Here is a 20,755-nt window from a genome sequence, read left to right as displayed (position 1 = left end):
TATGACTGACATCCATCCAACGGCCATAGTCGAAGACGGGGCCGTGATCGGCGAGGGGGTTCACATCGGGGCATATTCGATGGTTGGCCCGAATGTGAAACTCGCTGACGGAGTTATCCTGGAATCGCATGTCGTCGTTACAGGCCACACGAGTGTGGGCGCAAAGACGCACATATTTCCTTTCGCGAGCATTGGCCACAAACCGCAAGACCTCAAGTTTTCAGGCGAAGTCAGTTTCCTTGAAATTGGCGCCAACAACCAGATCCGTGAACATGTCACCATGAGTCCGGGAACTGAGGGTGGCGGGGGCTATACCAGGGTGGGCGACAATTGTCTGTTCATGATGAGCTCGCACGTCGGCCACGACTGCCTGGTCGGCAATCACGCCATTCTTGCGAACAACGCCACGCTTGCAGGGCATGTTGAACTTGCCGATTTCGTGATTCTGGGTGGCTTGAGTGCCGTCCGGCAATGGTCGCGTATTGGAACGGGTGCGATCGTGGGCGGCATGACCGGTGTCGAATTCGATGTGATTCCCTACGGCTCAGTGATCGGTGATCGTGCTCGTCTTGCCGGGCTCAATCTGGTTGGTCTCAAGCGTAAAGGCTTGCCGCGGGAGCAGATTCACGCCTTGCGTGCGGCGTACCGTGCGCTGTTCGAGAGCAGCGAAGGAACGTTGCGCAGCCGGGCGGAAGCCGTGGCAACGGAAAACGCCGATCAGCCTTTGGTCAAGACGGTCACCGATTTCATCCTTGAAAAGGAAGACCGCCGGTTCTGCACGCCGCGCAGCGAAGGCTGACAAATGGCAGAGGCAGATACGGGTATGGAACCACGCCTCGCCCTGATAGCGGGCAACGGTAGCCTGCCCTGCCAGATTGCCGACGCACTCGCCAGTGCCGGACGCGAGTTCAGGATTATCGCCATCAAGGGCGAGGCGGATGCGCGTACACGTGCTCAGGCGGACACGGAACTCGGCTGGGGCGAAATCGGCCGGCTTTACAAATTTCTAAAAAAGACAGGGTGCCGGGACGTGCTTTTGATTGGAGGCGTGTCCAGCCGCCCCGATTTCACGTCCATTCTTGGCGATTTCGGTACCTTGAAACGATTGCCGACAATCATCCGGGCTCTTGCCGGTGGAGACGACAGTCTGTTGACTAAGGTGATCCGCCTGTTTGAAGTCGAGGGGTATCGGGTCGTGGGGATCAAGGATGTAGCGCCGCAACTGCTCGCTTCAAGCGGCGTGCTTGGCCGGGTGCAGCCGAACCGGGGTGATTGGCTGGACGCCGAGCTGGCGTTAAGGGCGACCGAGAAGCTTGGAGAGCTTGATATCGGCCAGGCGGCCATTGCCGTTGGCGGACGGGTTGTTGCGCTGGAAGGCGCGGAAGGAACCGACGCCATGCTGCAACGCTGTGCCGAGCTCAAGCGCATTGGCCGCATCCGTGCGAAGGGACGTGCCGGTGTCCTGGTCAAGACCGCGAAGCCAAACCAGGACTTGCGAGTGGATCTTCCAACTGTCGGTCCGAAAACCATTGATTTGGCGGTCGCCGCGGGGCTCGCAGGCATTGCTGTTGAAGCCAGCGGAGCGTTGATTGCGGAAAAGGAAGAAACACTCAAAAAGGCAGACGCCGCCGGTCTCTTTGTCATCGGCATAGAGCATGGTTTTGAGTTCGGCGTTGCCACCTCTGCGCATCCGGATGAGCGCAAGTGATTAACGGCAAGATGCCTACCATTTGTATTGTCGCCGGCGAAGAGTCAGGCGACCAGCTTGGCTCAGAGTTGATGAAGGCAATCAACGAACGGCTGGGTCTTGGTGTTCGTTATTGCGGTGTCGGCGGAGAACGTATGACATCTTTGGGCCTCAGAAGCTTCTTCGAGATGTCAGACGTTTCCGTCATGGGGCTGACGGCGGTGCTTGCCAGACTGCCGTTGATTGTCAGGCGCGTTTACCAGACCGTGAACGCCGTGATAGCAGCCGATCCGGATGTTCTGGTTATCGTCGATAGTCCGGATTTCACACACAACGTTGCCAAGCGTGTGCGAAAGCGGGCGCCACATATTCCCATCGTCGGCTATGTGTCACCTTCCGTCTGGGCCTGGCGCCCGGGCCGCGCTCGAAAAATGAGCGTCTATGTGGACGACCTACTGGCTCTGCTGCCGTTTGAACCCGATGTGCACCGAAAGCTCGGTGGTCCGCGCACGCATTATGTCGGCCATCCTCTAAGTGAAAACGCAAGCGAGCTGCGTCCTTCGGAAGGTGAAAGAGCGCCGGTCGACGGCGACGAAAAGTTCCTGCTGGTGCTTCCAGGCAGCCGGCGAAGTGAGATTGACAGGTTGCTGGATGACTTCGGTGCGACTGTTTCACGCGTCAGGGACAAGATCCCCGGCCTGAAGGTAGTGTTGCCAGCCGTGGCACACTTGGAAGACAGGATCCGTCAGGGCACTGCCGGATGGCCGGTTCCGGTTGAGGTTGTCACGGGGCTCGATGCAAAACGGGCCGCGTTCCGAAAGGCGCATGCTGCGTTGGCCGCATCGGGAACGGTATCGCTTGAACTGGCTCTGTCAGGTGTTCCGATGGTTGTTGCCTACAAGGTTGACTGGTTCTTCCGACGGATCAAGGAGCTCAACCAGATCTTCAAATTTTCAAGCGTCGATTCCTTTGTGTTGCCGAACATTATCCTAGGAACCAAAGCAATACCGGAGTTCCTCGATGAGGAAGTGAAACCGGTCGTGCTTGCAGACCATCTTGTCGAGTTGCTCAAGAACAGTCCTGAGCGCCAGCAGCAGATGGAGCATCTGCATAGACTTGACGACGTCATGCGATTGCCGGATGGTCACAGCCAGCGCGGAGCAGCAGCTGATGTGGTGCTTGCTGCTATGAAGACAGACACCTGACGATTTCGTCGTTGCGCGCATAGGCGGCGGGAAAAAGTTTCACGACATCTTCAAAGCCGGGCAGTCGTTCGTAGGCGAGGGCAGGTATGCCGGTTTCCCTCATGGTGATTGTGATTTCCCGGCAATCCTTACGTCCGGTGCGCACCAGAAGAAAATCGCAATGTCCCGAAATCGGCCGGCATTGCGTTTCGTGTGCGATCTGCCTTGCCGTGGTGTCTCTCATGGCGGCTAGACGAGCCGACATTTTCCGGAGCTCTTGATACTTGTCGAACAGTCGTGTCGCCATGGCGGCCTGAACGTGACTTATCAGACTGCTTATGCGTGTCTGGAGAAAATGCTCGGCAGCCGTCTCATGACAGAGAATGTATCCAAGCCCAAGGCCGGCAAGACCGCTCTTCGCGGTACCGCGCAACAGCACCAGATTGGGATATCTCTCCAGAAAGGCGAGACGGTGTTCCGGATCGTTCGCGAAGAGGATGTAAGCCTCGTCCACAAGCACCAATCCCTCTCGTTCTCTTAGGAGGCGCTCCAGTTCGCAAGCTGAAAGATTCAATGAAGTCGGATTGTTCGGTGCACTCAACAGGACCGTGTAATGCGGAGGAGACTTGCTGATGAGCTCGTCCAGTGTCGCAAATCTGGCCTGCGCTATGCCGAGTTTTGTCAGGGTTTTGTCGAACAGAAAGAAATCTCGGCATAGGGTGCAAACGGGATGGTTCTTGGAACGGGTGAGTAACAGCTGTTCCAGGATCTGGATTGCGCTGTGACCAAATATGATCGAGGCAGCGTCTGGTATTGCGAGAGCATTGCGCGCGGTTGTCTCGGCTTTTTCGTGAAGGTCCTGTCCATGATCGGCAAGAACACCGGCGCTGACAGCGCCTGCGATGTATCCGGCCAACGCTTGAATTTCCGGTTCGAGGGACACGGGCCACCTGAAGAGTTCGTGGCGTTCTATCAGAAGATGATCCAGTCTGAAAGGAGCTGAAACATTCGGCTGTTGAAGGCGGTCATTGACCGGGCAAAACTGGTTCATGGTGCAGATACCGTCCGAAGACCGCTTCGCAGTCGCTGAAATATTTTCGCGTGAAAAGAATGTGGGTGTGCCAGAAGATGTCGACCACTTGCGTCGGCTGCAGGGACACATCTGTCGTTGCAGAGCCTGTGTTTTCAAGCATCTGCTGCTGCGCCGACTTCAGGAATGTCCTGTAGGCTTCTTCCACTTGCCGGGCCGAGGATTCAGGCCAATTGTACCCGCCTGCGGCCTCGTCCGCGGTCAGCTTGGTAATGATACATTCAAGGTCCAGATCATCCACGGAATCTGACGCAAGAGTACTTACGGCTAATTGCATCTGCCACTCTCTCTCAACAGACCCGTTCCCCGGGGCAAGGTGAAACTCCACCTTTGGCCCGGGAAACAGGTAAATTCTCTCAGGCGCCTATTTCTTTTCGGCCGATTTGCGGTCGATTGCTTTGCCTTCGGTAGGGGCGTCGATATGGACTACACAATGACCGCCGTAACAAAGGGCCTTGCTTTCAGCCTTGTGGATGTCCTGAGGAAAGCGGTTTGCCTGCTGGTAGAGTTTCAAGAGATTTTTCATGTGATTTAGCCCTTTCAAAGAAAGCGGGATCAGAAAAGGTAATTGTGATGTGGGTGAATAGCGCCGCGCTAGGAAGCCGACATTTCTACGTGGCCCCGGCAGGTGCCATCCGAAAAGGTTCCGCGGAACAGCGCTTCACCTGCAAGACCTGTTGCCCACAGTTCCGCTGATACAGGGGCGGTTTCACCTGCGAAGGTCATCAGATAGGTGTTGTGAAAAGAAACGACGCCCATGTTTTGGGAAACCTCGTTGCTCAGAACCTCGAACGCGTGTCCGTTGTCCGTCACCCGATGCTTGTCGCCCTTGTCAGTGGGGCTGGATTTGTAGCCGTCGCCATAACGCTTGGTGCACACTGACATGTCACCGTCTGACGCGACTGTTGTGACCTTGTCAAAAGTGAGCGTAACTTCGGCCGCAATTGCAGGCAAGCCACTAAAGCAAATAGCAGCCGCAAGTGTAAGTGATCGAATATTACCTGACATCATAATTTTCTCCCTTCATTTCAAATCTTGAAATGACAGGGAAAGCGTAACAGTAATTTTTTTGTAGGCTATATGAATAGAAAGCGAACTTTCGCATAAACTAACTTTAGGTGAATGGTGATTTAATCGATAATATTTTATCGGGTATTTATGGGTATATTATTTTTATTGTTCATTTTGATAAGTGTATGTTTTTCATTCGATAATGGAAAATACCCATAGAAAGAGAAAATCTCAAAAAGCAAAAACTTTGTGCTGAAAATTAAGATTCGTAGCAGGCGCGTGCCCGAATAAATGTCCTGGGGTGACTTTGGGGCGAGACGGAACCTGCCCATCAAAGAAAAACCGGGAGCGAAACGCCCCCGGTTCTTGAAACGCAAATAAGAATTTGGCGCTCGGATCAGGCGTTGGCCACATTGTCCAGGAAGTGTCCGACTTCGCTTTTCAGGATATCGGTCTTCTGGGACAATTCGCTCGATGCACCGAGCACCAGATTGGCATTCTGGCTGGTCTGGGCTACGGCCTGTGACAGGTCCGACATATTGGTCTTGACCGAACCTGTTCCTTCCGCAGCGCGCTGAACGTTGATGGAGATCTCGCTGGTTGCAGAGCCCTGCTGTTCAACGGCAGCGGCAATGGTGGAAGTGTATTCGTTGACTTCTTCCATGGTCTGCGTAATCGCCTCAATGGCGACCACAGCATCCTTGGTCGCGTTCTGGATTTCGGAAATCTGCGAGCTGATTTCCTCCGTTGCCTTGGAAGTCTGGGTAGCCAGTTCCTTCACTTCGGCCGCGACCACCGCAAAGCCCTTGCCGGCTTCACCAGCGCGAGCTGCTTCGATGGTGGCGTTGAGCGCCAGAAGGTTGGTCTGCTCGGCAATTGCCTGAATCAGGCTGACGACTTCACCGATCTTGGTGGCCGCTGTCGACAGGCTTTGAACCTTTTCATTGGTAACCTGTGTGCCCTCGGTTGCCCGGTCGACAACCTGAGTGGTCTGGTTTACCTGACGGGAGATTTCCTGGATTGAGGCGGCCAGTTCCTCGGCGGCACTGGCAACCGTCTGAACGTTCTGGGTTGCTTCGTCGGTCACACCATAGGTGCTGTCGGCCAGGCTGGAGTTCTGGCTGGCGATAGCACTCAAATCCTGGGCAGTGCCATCCAGCGTCTGCGCTGTTTCCGCAACAGAGCCAAGCACTTCGGTCGCTTTTTCTCGGAAGTTGGAAATCAGAGCCTCGATGCGAGCCTGGCGCTCGGCACGCAGCTGCTGGTCTTTCTCTGTTTCAGACTGAAGGCGCAATCTTTCTACCGCATTGTCGCGGAAGACCTGCATGGTACGGCTGATGTCGCCAATTTCATCACCACGCCCGGTACCGTCGATTTCGACATCCGTGTCGCCTTCGGCAAGACGGGACATGGTCGCAGTCGTCCGGCGGAGGGGACGCGTCACTGCGAAATTGAGTGCGACAGCCATGCCGACACCGGCCAGGGCAGCAGTCAGAAGGGCGAGACTGATGACGCTAAGGGCGCTGGAGCTGGAGGCCTGAGCAGCTGCGCTCTGGTTGGCGGAGATAGTCGAGATCTGCGTCTGAACAGTCTGCGACAGCTCCGTCATGGTATCGATCTGACCTGCCAGCTGGAACTGGTTCGAAGCCAGTTCGGAGAATCTTGCCGAGAAGCTGTCGATGGAGCTCTTCACTGCCGGGACGATGTCCGAAATCGCAGGGAAGTCCTTTGCACTGGATTCGAGCCGTGTGGCCAGCTTGTTGAGGCCTTCGATGCCGGTGGTGACGGTTTGCTGCGAGCTATCGCTTGGCGACAGCATGAAATAGAAGGCGGCCGCCTTTACGGCGTTGGCGTCGGCCTCGATCTGCATGACCGTATCTGCAACGCTGTCGACGACATAGAAGCGCTGATTGATTTCGTCTGCCTGGGTATAGACGTTGTCGATCGCCACATTCGCCTGGGAACGGATTTCCTTTACATCGGATACGAGCTGTTCGAAGCCGGCCTTGGCCGCATCAGTCAGATCGAAGATCGCAATGTAGTCCTTGGTCTCGGTCAGTTTTCCAAGTGTTTGCTCAAGTTCGGCTGTTTTCGATGCAAGCTGCTGGAACTTGGCCGGATCGACACCGTCAAAGCTGTTTGCTGCCATCTGCTTGGCGGACGGGACGAGCAGGGCTACGCGATCCTTGATGTCCGCCAGCTGCTTGGCGTTGTTGGCTGCGGCGTTGAACAGGTTCTGAAGAGTGAGAGACTCCTCCTGGAAACCGGCTGCTGCCTGACCAACCTTGTTGGCAAGTACGAGCGTTTTGCGCGCGTTGGTTTCATCCTGACTGACGCCGTCTCGCGCCATCAATGCCTTGCCAAGAATTTCCGAGGAAATCTTTTCAAGGTTTTGCACGGCGCCGTCGAGTTGTTGCTGCTTGTCGGATTGTACCTGAGTCAGACCGACGACCTTTTCAAAGGCTCTACGGAAATTCTCAACGGCTGCGGCGGCTTCGGCAACGGGTGTCTGAGCCTGAGGATCGGACTTGAGCTGGTTCTGGAGCGTTTCCAGCTCTGAACTCAAGACACCAATATCCGAGATGGTGGCTTCTGCGGCCTGAAGGTCCTGTGTAGACAGGAAGCTTTCCTTCTTGCTCGCGAGACTTTGCAGTTGGGCGATTGCCGAGGTCGACTGTTTGGCAACTTCCATGCGTTCCGACAGGGTCATGACGCTGTAAGCGCCGACACCACCGACGATACCTGTAAGAGCAACAACAGCGGCAAAGCTGCCGCCGACTTTCACGCCAAACTTCAGATCAGAAGCGAACTTCAGGAAATTCATGGTAACCCCTCGAGACCCCAGCGTGTTTCACACGTGCTATTTGATGGAGAGGATAAGCAATGATTCCTTATTAATTGTAAAAAGTTCTGATATTACGTCAAATTTAAGAAAAGAATTTGCTTAATACTTGAGAACTATAGAATAAGTAATAAAACTAAAAATTTAGTAGAGAGATGTTTGCGCCAGCGTAGATCATTTTTGTTTCGGTTTGTTTTTGGGAAATAATTCCGGTCGGTATTAGCGAATGAATTATGTTGCATGAAAGCCCTATTTGCATTGGTGGGCATATCGGGAAAAATATTTCTTGTTTTTGTCGTGGTTCCTTTGGGTCAAAAAAGAAAGAGGGCGCCCTGCAACTAAGCAGGACGCCCTTTTTTATGTTCAGTGCGGAGCCGAAACGCAACTGCGACCGGCGTGCTTGCGGGCTCCTCCCAGGCCTTAGCGGCGCTGGTCGATCGGCGTGTAGTCGCGCAGTTTCTCACCTGTGTAGAGCTGACGCGGACGGCCGATGCGCTGGGACGGGTCTTCTACCATTTCCTTCCACTGTGCAATCCAGCCAACGGTACGGGCCAAGGCGAACAGGACGGTGAACATTGTAGTCGGGAAGCCGAGCGCGCGCAGCGTGATGCCCGAATAGAAGTCGATGTTCGGATAGAGCTTCTTCTCGACGAAATACTCGTCGTTGAGAGCGATCTTTTCCAGCTCCATCGCGACGTCCAGCAGCGGATCGTCCTTGATGCCGAGTTCGCCGAGAACCTCGTGCGTGGTTTTTTGCATGATGCGCGCGCGAGGATCGTAGTTCTTGTAAACACGGTGACCGAAGCCCATCAGGCGGAACGGGTCGTTCTTGTCCTTGGCGCGAGCGACGTATTCCGGAATGCGGTCCACGGAGCCAATTTCGGACAGCATGTTGAGGGCTGCTTCGTTGGCGCCGCCATGTGCCGGTCCCCAGAGGCAGGCAATGCCTGCTGCGATGCACGCAAACGGGTTTGCGCCGGAAGAACCCGCCAGGCGTACCGTAGACGTGGACGCGTTCTGTTCGTGGTCCGCGTGAAGTATGAAGATGCGGTCCATGGCGCGAGCCAGGACCGGGTTCACCTTGTATTCCTCACAAGGCACCGCAAAGCACATATGCAGGAAGTTTGCTGCGTAGCTCAGGTCGTTGCGCGGATAAACAAACGGCTGTCCGACATGGTACTTGTAGGCCATTGCGGCAATGGTCGGCATCTTGGCGATCATGCGCAGAGACGCCACCATACGCTGATGCGGATCGGTGATGTCGGTCGAGTCGTGATAGAAAGCGGACAGAGCGCCAACGGTGCCGACCATGACGGCCATCGGGTGGGCGTCGCGGCGGAAGCCGGAGAAGAACCGGTTCATCTGCTCGTGGATCATCGTATGATAGGTCACACGATTGACGAAGTCGTCCTTCTGGGACTTCGTCGGCAACTCGCCATAAAGCAGCAGATAGCAGGATTCCAGGAAGTCGCCGTGGTCGGCGAGTTGCTCGATCGGGTATCCACGGTAAAGCAGCGTGCCTTCGTCACCATCAATATAAGTGATCTTGGACTCGCAGGAGGCGGTGGAGGTGAAGCCCGGGTCGTAGGTGAACATGCCCGTGTCCTTGTACAAGGACGAAATGTTCACAACCGACGGTCCGATGGATCCTTCAAGAACGTCGAATGCGTGGTCGTTACCACCGACATTGAGCTTGGCGTTGTTGTCGGCCATTCAGAAACCCCTTTACGTTAACCGGATGTGCCGTCCTGGTTCGACCCTTCTGGTGATGGGTCCCGTTTCCGGTTGCCGGACCAGCACTGGAGAATTTTTCGCGTCTTGCGTAGCCCATTTACTGCACTGCCGCAAGCTGGCCGATATAACGCTTTGGTCAAAGACGCATTTCGCGTGTCGGGGTGACCGCCGGAAGCTTGGCTTTTGCCTGAATTTGCATCCGGCGGTGCTTAAACTCAGGCCGCCTGATCCTGAATTCTGGCAAGGGATTCTTCCCGGCCCAGAGCAATCAGGACGTCATAAATACCCGGTGATGTGCCGCGGCCCGTCAGTGCGGCGCGTAATGGTTGCGCCACCTTGCCAAGTTTCAACTCCTTGCCTTCTGCATAGGCCTTAACCGCTGTTTCCAGCGGTTCAGCACTCCAATCCGAAGCGGCTGAAAGCACGCCATGCAGATCCTTCAGGATCGTCCGGGCATCGTCATCAAGGATCTTCGTGGCCTTTTCGTCGGTATCCAGCGGGCGTTGACGCCATAGATAGGAAGCGCTTTCCGTCAGTTCGACCAGAGTTTTGGCGCGTTCCTTCAGGCCGGGAAGGGCGGTGAGCGCAGTTGTCTCGTTATTGCCATCAGCGAGCCAGGAGAGAACCTGGTTGCCGCCTTCGGCGTGTGCGAGATAGACCTTCCAATGGCTCAGCAATTCGCTGTCCTCGGTCGCACGCATGTAGTGGCCGTTAAGGTTTTCCAGTTTCTTGAAATCGAAACGTGCAGCCGACTGGCCGACAGCGTCGAAACCGAACCACTTGATCATGTCTTCAAGCGAAATGATTTCCTCGTCACCATGGCTCCAACCCAGACGGGCCAGATAGTTTCGCATGGCTTGAGGCAGATAGCCCATCTCGCGATAGGCTTCTGCCCCGGTCGCACCGTGGCGCTTGGAGAGCTTTGCCCCATCCGGCCCGTGAATGAGCGGAATATGTGCCATTGCCGGCACTTCCCATCCAAGAGCCTGGAAGATGAGCGTCTGTCGGGCCGCGTTGGTCAGATGATCGACACCGCGAATGATGTGCGTGATGCCCATGTCGTGATCGTCCACCACGACAGCATGCATGTATGTCGGCGTACCGTCGGAGCGCATCAGCACAAAATCATCCAGATCCTTGTTCGGGATCACGACGCGGCCCTGGACCAGGTCGTCAACCACAGTCTCGCCTTCCTGGGGGGCCTTGATGCGGATGACCGGATCAATGCCAACAGGGGCTTCGGATGCATCGCGCTCGCGCCAGGTTCCGTCATAGCGGGGCGGCTTGCCCTCGGCGCGGGCTTTCTCGCGCATGGCATCAACTTCTTCCGGCGTGCAATAGCAGCGGTAGGCCGTGCCGTTTGCCAGCATTTCCTCAACCACTTCCTTGTGGCGTTCGACGCGGGAAAACTGGGAGATTGGGTCTCCCTCCCAGTCGAGTCCAAGCCAGGACAGGCCGTCGATAAGTGCGTCCACCGCTTCCTGTGTGGATCGGGCCCGATCCGTGTCTTCGATCCGCAACAGCATCTTGCCGCCATGATGACGGGCAAACAGCCAGTTGAAGAGCGCGGTGCGGGCACCGCCGATATGCAGGAACCCGGTCGGGGACGGGGCGAAGCGCGTGACGATTTTCTGTGCCATGGTGCTTTATGAAAGTCTCTGTCAGTATGACGGCGCGGAGCGCGCCGGATTGGTGGCGCGGTCTTAGCACAGGCTTTGGCGAGGCTAAATAGGGGCGCCTGCCATTTCTTGGACCTAACGGGGAACTGGGGTGACGTCACGGTCCGGACCGCAGGATATCACTGACAGCCGCATGCAAACGGCAACCATTGACAGTGCGCGCGCAGATTTATTGCCCGGCACAACCGGGTCGGATGGACGTGAAGAGCCACGCCCGTGGATGACAGGTGGTCAAACGCGGGCAAATTTAGCTGGCAATTTGACGGCAGAACGTCTTTGGGATTCTCAGGGGCTCCTGTGGTGTGCTTTCGCGTTTGCCGCTGGCATCGGAATTTACGTCTGGTTGCCTGAAGAGCCGTCCTGGATCTTGTTGACGGTTATGGTCTTGATTGCCGGGGCAGTAGCATTGCGACCTGGGCGGCGTGGCGCCTTGGCCATTTCCGCCGTGCTTTGGTTGGCTTTCTCCTCCGGTCTGGCAACTTCAAGTTTCCGCACCGCTCTTGTGTCGACGCCGCGCCTTGCCGAACCGATGAATGCGGAAGTAACTGGCTACGTTGAAGAGCTTGATGTTGGTTCGTCGGGTGTCCGGCTCGTGCTCGCAGTTGCTGCCGTCGATGGGCATCCGGCAGAATTTCTCACGTTTCCGGAAAAGGTGCGCCTGCGCGTTCCTGCAGATAGCAAAGTGCGAGTTGGGGACACAGTTCGTGTCAGCGCACGCCTGTTTCCACCGGCCGGTCCGGTCTTTCCGGGAGGATACGACTATTCCTTCCGGGCCTTCTATCAACGGATCGGTGCTACAGGGTTCAGTTTCGGACCTCCGCAGATCCTCAAGTCTTCGGAAGGTGAACTTGAGCTTCGCCCCGCTGTCGCAGTCGCAAAACTTCGAGGCGATCTTGCCACGCGCATCAGGGCCAGCCTGGGCGAGGGGCCTGAAACTGAACTGATTGTCGCTTTGCTTGTTGGTGACAGGAGCGGAATTGCAGAGGAACAGGAAGACGTTTTGCGTGCGGCCGGGCTGGCTCATATTCTTGCAATTTCCGGCCTCCATATGGCGCTTTTCGCTGGTGGGGCCTATGGGGCGGTTTTGCTGCTGTTTTCGCTGGTGCCAGTCCTGACGTTAAGGTGGCCCGTTCACAAGTGGGCGGCAATCTCAGCCCTTGGTGCCGCGGTCGTCTATCTGCTTCTGTCCGGTGGGGCGGTTGCCACCCAGCGCTCGTTCCTGATGATTGCAATCGTCTTTGTCGGCATTCTGGCGGGCCGGCGAGGGCTGACCCTGCGCAGTGTTGCGCTTGCGGGTCTTGTTCTACTTCTGATCGCGCCGGAGCGCCTGTTTTTTCCGGGCTTCCAGATGTCCTTCGCTGCCGTGATCTGTCTGGTTGCTGTTTATGACCTATGGCGGCAACGCGATCGGACGGGATATTCGGGAGAAAGACCGACCAGTTGGGTTATGGCAACCGGTCTTTTTCTCGGCAAATGGATTGCCGGGCTGTTTGTAACAGCATTGGTCGCGGGTCTGGCAACCGGCATCATCGGAGCGCATCATTTCAGTCGCATCGCGCCATACGGCCTTGTCGGCAACCTATTGGGAATGCCGATTTTCTCGCTGCTGGTAATGCCCATGGGTGTGCTCGCATTCGTCCTGATGCCATTTGGGCTGGCTGCGTTGCCTCTGTGGATCATGTCTTACGGCATCTCGCTGCTCTTGAAGGTTGCTTCCTTCACGGCGGCCCTGGATGCCGGCAGTGGAGCTTCGGGCAGGCTGGATGGAACGGCTGCATTCCTTCTGTTGTCAGCTCTCTTTGCAGGCCTGTTGGTACCAGGCAGGAAACGCCTGCTTGCCGCGGTTCCACTTCTTGCCGGTGTTTTGATTGTCATGACAACCCGGCCACCCGACATCCAGATTGCCGCAAACGGCTCTCGTATTGCCGCTCGGGACGAGGCGGGGGCACTACGTTTCGCCGCAAGGGGCAGAACCTTTGCAACGGATCTCTGGCTGCAGTCGGAAGGTGTTTCTGACAGCGCGATTTTATCGCGCAAGATGAAGTCGCCTCAAAGGAAATGCGATGATGAGGGGTGTGTCGTCAGGGCTTATGGTCGTGTTGATAAGTCTGAAGGAACAGAAGACAGGCCAACATTTCTTGCGGTTGCTCAACCAAGGACAATTGAAGCGTTTCAGATGGATTGTCGATACGCCGATTTGATCGTGACCGATCTAGTCGCCCCAAAGAACTGTGGCGTGGGGCTTGTCCTGGATCAGACGACGCGCGCTCTGCGAGGAGCGATATCCATCTGGTTGTCCAGGACCGACATCTCAGGCAGCACCGTTGGCTCTTCAGGTCATGACAGCGCAGAAAAGCGCTCGCCTGCGGAAAAATGGAAAATAGAAAAACTGAGGTTTGCCATCCCTGACCCACCGCGCCCTTGGCATCGACCGGGGACGGTAACAAGAGAGGGATTGCGGCAGGTTGAACGCGCTTCGAAGGCCGAAGCGCGTGCAGACGAGTGATGCCTCAATACTGGCGGAACAGGGCGACAAGGCGCCCCTGGACGCGAACGCGGCCCGGTCCGAAGATTCTCGTTTCATAAGCCGGGTTCGCCGCTTCAAGCGCAATGGAAGCGCCTTTCTTGCGTAGCCGTTTCAAGGTGGCTTCCTCGTCGTCCACAAGTGCGACGACAATATCGCCACTGTCGGCGCTGTCGGTCCGGCGTATCAATACGGTGTCGCCATCCAGGATACCGGCTTCGATCATGGAATCACCGCGCACTTCCAGAGCATAGTGTTCCCCCCGGCCGATCAGGTCCTGCGGCACAGTGATGGAGTGGCTGTGGGTTTGAATGGCCTCGATCGGCACACCGGCGGCAATCCGGCCCATGACGGGAATTTCCGTGACGCCAATTACAGGTTCCGGTGCCGTTTTCACCGGCTCCGGTTTGCCAAGGGAACCTTCGATGACTTCCGGTGAGAAGCTGCCGCGTGGACGGGGCGCGCCCAGCCCGGGTGCAATTGAGTCCGGAAGACGAACAACCTCCATGGCCCTTGCCCGGTTTGGCAGGCGCCGGATGAAACCTCGTTCCTCAAGAGCCGTGATCAGGCGGTGAATGCCGGACTTGGAGCGCAGGTCGAGCGCATCCTTCATTTCGTCGAAAGAGGGCGGCACACCGGTTTCTTTCAGTCTTTCGTGAATGAACATGAGCAGTTCGTACTGCTTGCGCGTCAGCATGTAGGCGTCCCCTGACCGAGAAAACATCTGGTACAAATCAAGAACATGGTACCTGTTCTCATTGTGTTCTGCAAGGGTAAATGTTCTCTTACTGTTCTTGGCCTCGCGGGAGGCGCGGGGTTCAATTCTTCCGCGGTTTCGCCGTATCCTGGTGTGCTGAGCAGGTTTTGATCAGCAATTCGCAGGTGACCAGCGTCGGCGCGCCGCCGGAAGTGAGAACGCCCTGATGTAGCCCACCATTGAGGTCGACCGCTCGTATGGGAACGCACAGCTTTTGATTTGGCTTCGCGCCTGCGTTCGGACAAAGCAAAATTTCGGATATCAGACCTGTCATCGGGGCGGAGTCGCGAAACGTCGCTCCGGCAAGGCTGCCCAGTCCATGGACTTCGTAGGACGAAGCTTCCAGAAAATGGGAAAGGTCGCGGATGCTGTCAGTCAGGTCGGTAAACGGTGCGAGCGTTGTGATGAGGGCATTTTCGTCGACATGCCGGGAAGGTTCTTCGTCAGGCTGCACACGAAACAGTGTGAATTCTGTCTCCGGGTCCAGCGAGGCAACAAATGCAGCACCTCGCAAACCGTTACCCTTGATAGTGCCTGTCCGGGCCACAATGAGCGTGTGGGGCAACAGGTGCCCAAGATGGTCACTGCCACCCTCGTGCCAATAGGCGTGGACATGGGCAAACCAGTCGCCGTCCTTCTTGCCTACAATGGCAACCGCAGTTTCGAGCGTCGCGCCAGCGGAAGAATGGGTGTCGCTGTACCAGGCCGCATGCCGATCATCCAGCGCACAGGCCGGCTTGACAAAGTCAAACGCTCCGAGCGTCAGCCCTGAAAGGTCGAGCACAGCAGAACTGAGGCCGTTCCGCTCGACATAGTCTCCCAGCACTTTCAGCAAGGGGGCGCGCTCTGTGACTTCAATCTCGACAGGTTCAGCCCGGCATTTGGCGTATGGCAACCGGTTTTCGGCGACGGGGCCTGGATGCCGGATGTCGGCAAGTGTTTTTGGTGGCGGCCGTCTCATAACAGGCCTTTTTCGATCAAGTGCTCCCGCACCAGTTTCTTGGTGATCTTGCCATAAGCGCTTGTCGGCATTGCCGGAATGAAGAGATAACGGGCAGGCATCTTGTAGCGCGCGATCTTTCCGCTGAGGAAATCCGATAGAGACTGAGGGTTGGGCGACTTGTCCGGGGTTGCCACACAAACGGCGAGCCCGACTTCGCCCCATTGCCGATCCGGAACGCCAAGGATTGCGACTTCGGAAATGTCCGGGTGCGTGAGCAGGACTTCCTCGACCTCCTTCGGGTAGACGTTGGAGCCGCCCGAGATGTACATGTCCGAGGCTCGGCCGGTGAGGAAAAGATAACGTTGCTCGTCCATATGGCCGATGTCGCCTGTTCGGAACCAGCCGTTTCTGAAAGACTTTCTGTTGGCCTCGCCGTCTTCCAGATATCCGGCACAGACAGCGGCGCCGATGACGCAGACTTCTCCCGTTTCATTAGGTGGCAGGTGGTTGCCGTCTTCGTCCTGGATCGAGACCTCGATGCCTGTGCGCTCGGTACCGCAGGTGCCACTGCGTGTCTCAGGTCCGTCCTCCAGAAAATGATCCTGCGGCCGCAACACCGTGATGTTGCCGGTGACTTCACCAAGCCCGTAATACTGAACCAGGACGTGACCCAGTTTCTTGAGCGCCAGCTTCTGGTCCTCCCGGTACATGGGAGCCCCGGCATAGATGACGTGGCGAAGGCTCGTATGATCGAAACGATCGACCGAAGGATCTTCCACCAGGCGTTTGACGATGGTGGGGACCGTAAAGAGGTTGCTGACCCTGTGTTTTTCGATCAGCTCGAACGCTGTAGAGGGATTGAAACCGCCTCCAGGCAGAAGGACGTTTGTGGACCCGGCCGAGAGCTGGACAATCAGTTGAAGTCCTGCACCGTGCGACAGAGGTGCTATGACCAGCGAGGCATCCTGTTCCGTGGTGCCGGGCAACAGGTCCGCCATGTAGTTCACGCAAACGAAGCCGATTTGTCCGTGACTGAGTACCACAGCCTTCGGGCGCCCCGTCGAGCCTGAGGTAAAGAACAACCAGCAAGGATCGTTGTAGTCCACGATCTCGTTTGAATGGACTTGCCCCAGGTAACGGGAGACGAGATCCTCATACTCGGTGCCGAATTCGCTTGTGCCTATTGTGATACAGCCCGTCAGCGTTTCAACTGAATTTCGCACGGCTTCCGCTTGCGCGCCGAAATCCGCGTCGCACAGAAATACTTTCGCCTTCGCTTTTTCCGCGGCGTAGGCTGTCTCTCCGGGAGCCTGACGGAAATTGCAGGGCACCCAGACAGCTCCCAGCCGGAAAGCTGCCAGCATGATCTCGATCATCTGATGAGAGTTCTGTGCCTGAACCAGCAAACTGTCGCCCTTGGAAATTCCGAACTCGGATTGGAGCGCTTTGGCAAGGGCTGAGACACGCGAATCGACATCCGACCAGGTCCAGGTGCGGCCATCCTGGACAATCGCTGATCCGGAGGGCCAGCGGGCAGCGTTCCTGGACAGAAAATGCGCCAGATTGGCCACGCGATTGGAACAGCGCTCCACCATCTAAGTTTGCCTCCCGGTTACTGGTTTTTTCAGACGTTAGGTTGATGTCAGTCTGTTTGACAAGTTGAGATTGGCAATCAAGCCGTTCCGCTTTCTAGGTAAATTGTGCAAGGATGCCGGCAACCTGTTTCGATGTTGGTCTGAGGATTTCGTATGAGTGAGATGACGATTACAGATTGGGACGATGCATATTCAAACGCCGCCTATATTCCCGGCGCTGATGATTTTATTGTGCGCTGGGCGAAAGACGCTGAAACCTTCCGGAAAAGCTGGGTCGAGAAGGATCTGGATGTCGTTTATGGCGAGGGAGCCCGTCAAAGGTTTGACGTGTTTCGGCCGGAGAGAAAGTCCAAGGGGCTCGTCGTCTTTGTGCACGGGGGGTACTGGCTAAGATTCGACAAAAGTTACTGGTCGCATTTTTCGAGTGGCTGTCTGGCCAAAGGTTGGACCGTGTGCATGCCATCCTACGACCTGGCACCTGATGCGCGGATTGGAGATATCACCCGGCAAATTTCCGTCGCGATCACGAAAGCGGCGGCCCGTGTTGCGGGACCGATCCGTCTTGCCGGTCATTCCGCCGGCGGGCATCTGGTGACGCGAATGATCTGCGAAGATACCCGGCTGCCGAAAGAGGTTCTGGATCGGATCGAACGGGTCGTTACCATCAGCGGTCTGCACGACCTTCGCCCGCTCAGAAACACCGTGATGAACAAATCCTTCCAGATGAGCGAAGAGGACGCCTCCGCCGAGAGCGCCGCATTGATGCAGCCCGTGGCAGATTGTCCGGTTGTCGCCTGGGTTGGTGGCGCGGAACGTCCGGAATTCCTCAGGCAATCGAAACTTCTTGCCGATGCCTGGCCGACAGCAACCTATCGGGAAGATGCGGACCGCCATCATTTCGATGTCATTGACGGACTGAAAGACCCGTATAGCGAGTTGACCGAAACCCTGCTGGCCACTTGAGCCAATTGCGAGGAAACGCATATGCGTACTGAAAGCGACAGTATCGGTGAGATAGACGTACCGGAGGACAAATACTGGGGCGCGCAGACACAGCGCTCCCTGAGGTATTTCTCCATCGGCAGTGACCTGATGCCGATAGAGCTGATCCACGCCTATGGCATCTTGAAGAAGGCGGCTGCCCTTTCAAACGAGGAGCTGGGGTTGCTGCAGGGAGAGCTCGCGAGTTTGATTGTCAGAGCGGCAGACGAGGTCATCGAGGGTAAGCTGGACGATCATTTTCCGTTGCATGTCTGGATGACCGGTAGCGGTACCCAGACCAACATGAATGTGAATGAGGTAATCTCCAATCGTGCCATCGCACTGGCAGAGGGCGTACTTGGTTCCAAGGACCCAATCCATCCCAACGATCACGTGAATCTGTCCCAGTCCTCCAATGACAGCTTTCCCGCAGCCATGCACATGGCCGCTGCTCTTCAGGTGACGCATCGTCTTCTACCGGGTGTTCAGACACTCTGCAAAAGCCTGCAGGACAAGGCTGCCGCATGGGACGACATCATCAAGATCGGCAGAACGCACATGCAGGACGCCACGCCTTTGACACTTGGGCAGGAGTTTTCCGGATATGCGGAAATGTTGCGGCAGGACATTGGGCGTATCCAGTTTGCACTCAAGGACGTCTATGGTTTGGCGCTGGGTGGAACCGCTGTCGGGACGGGTATCAATGCACATCCACGCTTCGCGGAGTTGTCCGCCACCCGGATCGCGGAATTGACCGGATTGCCGTTCTACAGCGCCCCGAACAAGTTTGCGGTTCAGGGCGCGCATGATGCACTGGTCATGTTGAGCGGCGCCCTGAAGACACTTGCAGTTTCCCTGTTCAAGATCGCAAACGACATCCGCCTTCTATCGTGTGGGCCCCGCTGCGGTTTCTTTGAACTGAAAATACCGGCCAACGAACCCGGGTCCTCGATCATGCCAGGCAAGGTCAACCCGACACAGTGCGAGGCACTGGCGATGGTCGCAGCTCAGGTCATGGGTAACGACGTAGTGGTCGGGATCGGTGGCGCCAGTGGCTACCTGGAGATGAATGTCTACAAACCGCTGATGATCAACGCGATCCTGCAATCGGTGAAGATCATGGGCGATGGCTGTGTCAATTTCACCCGGTTCCTGGTTGAAGGCATGGAACCCAACGAAAAGCGCATCAAGGAATTTCTCGACCAGTCCCTGATGCTGGTGACCGCCCTCAGTCCGGTCATCGGCTATGACAAAGCCAGTCATGCGGCACATCATGCTTTCGAACATGATCTGACCTTGAAGCAGGCGTGCCTTGACCTGGGCTTTGTCAGTGCTGAGGATTTCGACCGGGTCGTCGACCCCGCAAAAATGGTCCAGCCGTCGCTTTGAGCGCAGCGACTGATTTCCTATTCGCTCTTGCACAGCGCGCTGGGCTGATCAGCTGCCAACTACAAGAGGTCACGCTGTGCAAGATTGCGCATTAGGGAGCTGATACCGAAAGTCCATTCCGGGCATTCCGTCGAAAGCCGAACGGTGTTGCAAAGACGGCCAAGGCCAGGGCTTTCGATGGTAACGACGTCGCCCAGTTTGTGGGTAAAGCCTTCTCCGGGAACGTCTCTGTCCTGAGTCGGGGCAAAGAGGGTTCCGAGAAACAGCATGATACCGTCGGGATACTGGTGGTGCCGGCCCAGGGTCTGGCGAACCAGATCCTGAGGGTCCCGACTTATCTCCTTCATTGAAGATCTGCCCTTCAGAACAAAGCCGTCGGTTCCCGTCACGGTCAGGTCCAGTTCTGCCAGACGGACGTCATCCAGCGAAAAGGTCTTGTCGAACAGTCGGATCATCGGTCCGATCGCGCAGGATGCGTTGTTGTCCTTTGCTTTGGACAAGAGCAGGGCCGAGCGGCCCTCCACATCGCGCAGATTGACGTCATTGCCGAGTGTGGCGCCGACAACAACTCCTTTTGAGGAGACGGCCAGAACCACTTCCGGCTCCGGGTTGTTCCAGCTGGAGACGGGGTGCAGTCCGACGTCAGCTCCGGGGCCAACGGACGACAGAACCTGGGCCTTGGAAAAGACCTCAGCGTCCGGGCCGATGCCGACTTCCAGGTATTGGCTCCAGAGGCCTTCGGAAATCAACGCCTGTTTGACTTTGGCAGCTTCTTCCGAACCGGCACGCAGGTTGCGCAGGCTGTCGCCGATGGTTGCGCCAACCCGCGCGCGGATTGCTTCGGCCTTCTGCGGATCGCCTGCCGCTTTCTCTTCAATCACGCGTTCGACCATTGAGTTGGCAAAGGTCACTCCGCAGGCCTTGACTGCCTGCAGGTCGCAAGGTGCAAGGAAATGAAGACTGGAGGGATCGCCACTGGATCCCGCAGCAACCGAGTCGAGAGAACCAAGATCTTCCCCCTCTGCCGTGGCGACATAAACTGCCGGATCCGGCATTTCGCAGATATCCCGAAGGGTGGGGGCTGTTTTTGAGGTGATGTCGATGACGCGGTTTTCGCGCAGTGTAACAACGGCAGGTCCCTCAGCATCGGGGCGCCAGACACGACCCAGAAAAGTGCCGCGGGAAAGTTCGGTCTCTGAATAAAAGTTCATGGCGTTTCCGTATCGGCCGTTTGGCCGTCATTGTTGGTTTTGCCTAATCTGCTAGGAAAAATCTCACTTGTCCAACAAATGTGAAAACGTCGAAGTCACCGGGAGGAAATCCCTTTGCCTCAGGTATT

General features: G+C 56.5%; 18 protein-coding genes. 7 read left to right on the top strand and 11 right to left on the bottom strand.

Features of this window, described 5'->3' with window-relative positions; all coding sequences use genetic code 11:
- Position 1 precedes the first annotated feature (1 nt).
- Genes lpxA through lpxB form a run of 3 tightly spaced genes read left to right on the top strand, consistent with a single transcriptional unit; the run spans position 2 to position 2,892 of the window.
- Complete coding sequence (gene lpxA / locus ACYQ54_RS00680) at positions 2-799, top strand: acyl-ACP--UDP-N-acetylglucosamine O-acyltransferase (protein WP_460078421.1); 798 nt, start codon at positions 2-4, stop codon at positions 797-799.
- A gap of 3 nt (positions 800-802) precedes the next feature.
- Complete coding sequence (locus ACYQ54_RS00675; RefSeq protein WP_460078418.1) at positions 803-1,708, top strand: LpxI family protein; 906 nt, start codon at positions 803-805, stop codon at positions 1,706-1,708.
- A gap of 11 nt (positions 1,709-1,719) precedes the next feature.
- Complete coding sequence (lpxB, locus tag ACYQ54_RS00670; RefSeq protein ID WP_460078416.1) at positions 1,720-2,892, top strand: lipid-A-disaccharide synthase; 1,173 nt, start codon at positions 1,720-1,722, stop codon at positions 2,890-2,892.
- On the opposite strand, the gene ACYQ54_RS00665 is transcribed toward lpxB, so the two are convergent.
- Positions 2,873-3,517: an aminotransferase class I/II-fold pyridoxal phosphate-dependent enzyme gene (locus ACYQ54_RS00665; RefSeq protein ID WP_460081632.1), complete on the bottom strand. Its 645-nt coding sequence runs from the start codon at positions 3,515-3,517 to the stop codon at positions 2,873-2,875. The two genes, lpxB and ACYQ54_RS00665, sit on opposite strands and share 20 nt — an antisense overlap.
- Before the next feature lie 135 nt (positions 3,518-3,652).
- Here ACYQ54_RS00665 and ACYQ54_RS00660 point away from each other — a divergent pair, with 135 nt between their 5' ends.
- Positions 3,653-3,874: a hypothetical protein gene (locus ACYQ54_RS00660; protein ID WP_460081724.1), complete on the top strand. Its 222-nt coding sequence runs from the start codon at positions 3,653-3,655 to the stop codon at positions 3,872-3,874.
- A 22-nt stretch (positions 3,875-3,896) separates the two neighbouring features.
- On the opposite strand, the gene ACYQ54_RS00655 is transcribed toward ACYQ54_RS00660, so the two are convergent.
- From ACYQ54_RS00655 to gltX, 6 genes are all read right to left on the bottom strand, one after another.
- On the bottom strand, positions 3,897-4,238 hold the full coding sequence (locus ACYQ54_RS00655; protein ID WP_460078415.1) for a glycine-rich domain-containing protein: 342 nt from the start codon (positions 4,236-4,238) through the stop codon (positions 3,897-3,899).
- An 87-nt stretch (positions 4,239-4,325) separates the two neighbouring features.
- Positions 4,326-4,475 carry a hypothetical protein gene (locus ACYQ54_RS00650; RefSeq protein WP_460078413.1) on the bottom strand — a complete coding sequence of 50 codons (150 nt, stop codon included), beginning with the start codon at positions 4,473-4,475 and terminating at the stop codon, positions 4,326-4,328.
- A gap of 80 nt (positions 4,476-4,555) precedes the next feature.
- A complete protein-coding gene (locus ACYQ54_RS00645) occupies positions 4,556-4,846 on the bottom strand; it encodes a hypothetical protein (protein ID WP_460078411.1) in 291 nt (96 codons plus the stop codon).
- A gap of 523 nt (positions 4,847-5,369) precedes the next feature.
- Positions 5,370-7,796 carry a methyl-accepting chemotaxis protein gene (locus tag ACYQ54_RS00640; RefSeq protein WP_460078409.1) on the bottom strand — a complete coding sequence of 809 codons (2,427 nt, stop codon included), beginning with the start codon at positions 7,794-7,796 and terminating at the stop codon, positions 5,370-5,372.
- Between the two features lie 438 nt (positions 7,797-8,234).
- Positions 8,235-9,527, bottom strand: coding sequence for a citrate synthase (gene gltA, locus ACYQ54_RS00635; RefSeq protein WP_460078407.1), 1,293 nt, complete (start codon positions 9,525-9,527; stop codon positions 8,235-8,237).
- 236 nt (positions 9,528-9,763) lie between these two features.
- The gene (gene gltX / locus ACYQ54_RS00630) at positions 9,764-11,188 is read right to left on the bottom strand and encodes a glutamate--tRNA ligase (RefSeq protein ID WP_460078406.1); all 1,425 of its coding nucleotides are present in this window, start codon (positions 11,186-11,188) and stop codon (positions 9,764-9,766) included.
- A gap of 172 nt (positions 11,189-11,360) precedes the next feature.
- On the opposite strand from gltX, the gene ACYQ54_RS00625 reads away from it, so the two are divergent.
- Positions 11,361-13,733, top strand: coding sequence for a ComEC/Rec2 family competence protein (locus tag ACYQ54_RS00625; RefSeq protein WP_460078404.1), 2,373 nt, complete (start codon positions 11,361-11,363; stop codon positions 13,731-13,733).
- A 4-nt stretch (positions 13,734-13,737) separates the two neighbouring features.
- Here the strand turns inward: ACYQ54_RS00625 and lexA are convergent, their stop codons facing one another.
- The 3 genes from lexA to ACYQ54_RS00610 form a co-directional block, all read right to left on the bottom strand.
- Entirely contained in the window at positions 13,738-14,448 is a 711-nt protein-coding gene (lexA, locus tag ACYQ54_RS00620) for a transcriptional repressor LexA (protein ID WP_460078401.1), read from the bottom strand.
- A 121-nt stretch (positions 14,449-14,569) separates the two neighbouring features.
- A complete protein-coding gene (locus tag ACYQ54_RS00615; protein ID WP_460078400.1) occupies positions 14,570-15,469 on the bottom strand; it encodes a PPC domain-containing DNA-binding protein in 900 nt (299 codons plus the stop codon).
- Positions 15,466-17,046: an acyl-CoA synthetase gene (locus tag ACYQ54_RS00610; protein WP_460078397.1), complete on the bottom strand. Its 1,581-nt coding sequence runs from the start codon at positions 17,044-17,046 to the stop codon at positions 15,466-15,468. The genes ACYQ54_RS00615 and ACYQ54_RS00610 overlap by 4 nt, the downstream gene beginning before the upstream one ends.
- Before the next feature lie 153 nt (positions 17,047-17,199).
- Between ACYQ54_RS00610 and ACYQ54_RS00605 the strand changes: the two genes are divergently transcribed.
- Both ACYQ54_RS00605 and fumC read left to right on the top strand, forming a co-directional pair.
- Positions 17,200-18,009 carry an alpha/beta hydrolase gene (locus ACYQ54_RS00605; RefSeq protein ID WP_460078394.1) on the top strand — a complete coding sequence of 270 codons (810 nt, stop codon included), beginning with the start codon at positions 17,200-17,202 and terminating at the stop codon, positions 18,007-18,009.
- 21 nt (positions 18,010-18,030) lie between these two features.
- Positions 18,031-19,416, top strand: a complete 1,386-nt coding sequence (fumC, locus tag ACYQ54_RS00600) for a class II fumarate hydratase (protein ID WP_460078392.1) — start codon at positions 18,031-18,033, stop codon at positions 19,414-19,416.
- Between the two features lie 59 nt (positions 19,417-19,475).
- Here the strand turns inward: fumC and ACYQ54_RS00595 are convergent, their stop codons facing one another.
- Positions 19,476-20,627 (bottom strand): fumarylacetoacetate hydrolase family protein, encoded by a 1,152-nt coding sequence (locus tag ACYQ54_RS00595; protein ID WP_460078390.1) that lies wholly within the window; start codon positions 20,625-20,627, stop codon positions 19,476-19,478.
- Between the last annotated feature and the right edge of the window lie 128 nt (positions 20,628-20,755).

The organism is Roseibium sp. LAB1 (assembly GCF_054658235.1).
This window is presented reverse-complemented; position numbering and strand designations above follow the sequence as displayed.

Excerpts from the sequence above, each read along its gene's own strand:
- lexA (WP_460078401.1), bottom strand. The coding sequence starts at position 14,448 with ATGCTGACGCGCAAGCAGTACGAACTGCTCATGTTCATTCACGAAAGA.
- ACYQ54_RS00675 (WP_460078418.1), top strand. The coding sequence starts at position 803 with ATGGCAGAGGCAGATACGGGTATGGAACCACGCCTCGCCCTGATAGCG.
- ACYQ54_RS00610 (WP_460078397.1), bottom strand. The coding sequence starts at position 17,046 with ATGGTGGAGCGCTGTTCCAATCGCGTGGCCAATCTGGCGCATTTTCTG.
- lpxB (WP_460078416.1), top strand. The coding sequence starts at position 1,720 with ATGCCTACCATTTGTATTGTCGCCGGCGAAGAGTCAGGCGACCAGCTT.
- gltA (WP_460078407.1), bottom strand. The coding sequence starts at position 9,527 with ATGGCCGACAACAACGCCAAGCTCAATGTCGGTGGTAACGACCACGCA.
- ACYQ54_RS00625 (WP_460078404.1), top strand. The coding sequence starts at position 11,361 with ATGCAAACGGCAACCATTGACAGTGCGCGCGCAGATTTATTGCCCGGC.
- fumC (WP_460078392.1), top strand. The coding sequence starts at position 18,031 with ATGCGTACTGAAAGCGACAGTATCGGTGAGATAGACGTACCGGAGGAC.
- ACYQ54_RS00655 (WP_460078415.1), bottom strand. The coding sequence starts at position 4,238 with ATGCAATTAGCCGTAAGTACTCTTGCGTCAGATTCCGTGGATGATCTG.
- ACYQ54_RS00645 (WP_460078411.1), bottom strand. The coding sequence starts at position 4,846 with ATGTCAGTGTGCACCAAGCGTTATGGCGACGGCTACAAATCCAGCCCC.
- ACYQ54_RS00605 (WP_460078394.1), top strand. The coding sequence starts at position 17,200 with ATGAGTGAGATGACGATTACAGATTGGGACGATGCATATTCAAACGCC.
- gltX (WP_460078406.1), bottom strand. The coding sequence starts at position 11,188 with ATGGCACAGAAAATCGTCACGCGCTTCGCCCCGTCCCCGACCGGGTTC.
- ACYQ54_RS00615 (WP_460078400.1), bottom strand. The coding sequence starts at position 15,469 with ATGAGACGGCCGCCACCAAAAACACTTGCCGACATCCGGCATCCAGGC.
- ACYQ54_RS00640 (WP_460078409.1), bottom strand. The coding sequence starts at position 7,796 with ATGAATTTCCTGAAGTTCGCTTCTGATCTGAAGTTTGGCGTGAAAGTC.
- ACYQ54_RS00595 (WP_460078390.1), bottom strand. The coding sequence starts at position 20,627 with ATGAACTTTTATTCAGAGACCGAACTTTCCCGCGGCACTTTTCTGGGT.
- lpxA (WP_460078421.1), top strand. The coding sequence starts at position 2 with ATGACTGACATCCATCCAACGGCCATAGTCGAAGACGGGGCCGTGATC.